Genomic DNA, 1,266 nt, shown 5'->3' with positions numbered 1-1,266 from the left:
CAGCATTCCGCACATGCTGGAACACTTCCGTGCAGGTTCCCTGCTGGTGACCTCTGCTGACCGTCCTGACGTGCTGGTTGCCGCGTGCCTGGCTGCGATGAACGGCGTGGAAATCGGTGCCATCCTGCTGACCGGTGCTTACGAAATGGACCCACGCGTAAGCAAGCTCTGCGAGCGTGCTTTCGCCACTGGCCTGCCAGTATTCATGGTGAACACCAACACCTGGCAGACCTCTCTGAGCCTGCAAAGCTTCAACCTGGAAGTGCCGGTTGATGACCACGAGCGTATCGAGAAAGTTCAGGAATACGTTGCAAGCTACATCAACGCAGACTGGATCGAATCCCTGACTGCAACCTCCGAGCGCAGCCGTCGTCTGTCTCCTCCGGCATTCCGTTACCAGCTGACCGAGCTGGCGCGTAAAGCAGGCAAACGTGTTGTTCTGCCAGAAGGCGACGAACCACGTACTGTTAAAGCGGCTGCCATCTGTGCAGAGCGCGGTATCGCGACGTGTGTGCTGCTGGGTAACCCGGAAGAGATCAACCGCGTAGCAGCCTCTCAGGGTGTTGAGCTGGGCACAGGCATTGAAATCGTCGATCCAGAAGTGGTTCGCGAAAGCTATGTTGCACGTCTGGTCGAACTGCGTAAGAGCAAAGGCATGACCGAAGCTGTTGCGCGTGAACAGCTGGAAGACAACGTGGTTCTGGGTACGCTGATGCTGGAACAGGACGAAGTTGACGGCCTGGTTTCTGGTGCGGTTCACACCACTGCGAACACCATTCGCCCGCCATTGCAGCTGATCAAAACAGCGCCAGGCAGCTCTCTGGTGTCTTCTGTGTTCTTCATGCTGCTGCCTGAACAGGTTTATGTTTACGGTGACTGCGCGATCAACCCAGATCCAACCGCAGAACAACTGGCTGAAATCGCTATCCAGTCCGCTGACTCCGCGATTGCGTTCGGTATCGAACCACGCGTGGCGATGCTCTCTTACTCCACCGGTACTTCTGGTGCAGGTAGCGATGTAGAGAAAGTTCGCGAAGCGACTCGTCTGGCACAGGAAAAACGTCCTGACCTGATGATCGACGGCCCACTGCAATACGACGCCGCCGTTATGGCAGACGTTGCGAAATCCAAAGCGCCGAACTCGCCGGTTGCAGGTCGCGCTACCGTGTTCATCTTCCCGGATCTGAACACCGGTAACACCACCTACAAAGCGGTACAGCGTTCAGCTGACCTGATCTCCATCGGGCCAATGCTGCAAGGGATGCG

At 56.9% G+C, this 1,266-nt stretch carries 1 protein-coding gene; it reads left to right on the top strand.

The features are described 5' to 3' along the window. A partial coding sequence (pta, locus tag ACS603_RS23410) for a phosphate acetyltransferase (protein ID WP_474945017.1) occupies positions 1-1,266 on the top strand: 1,266 nt, incomplete at both ends.

Source organism: Enterobacter sp. Li2LvB3 (genome assembly GCF_056156645.1).
Note: the sequence above shows the minus strand (reverse complement) of the source record. Positions and strands in the feature narration are given on the sequence as shown.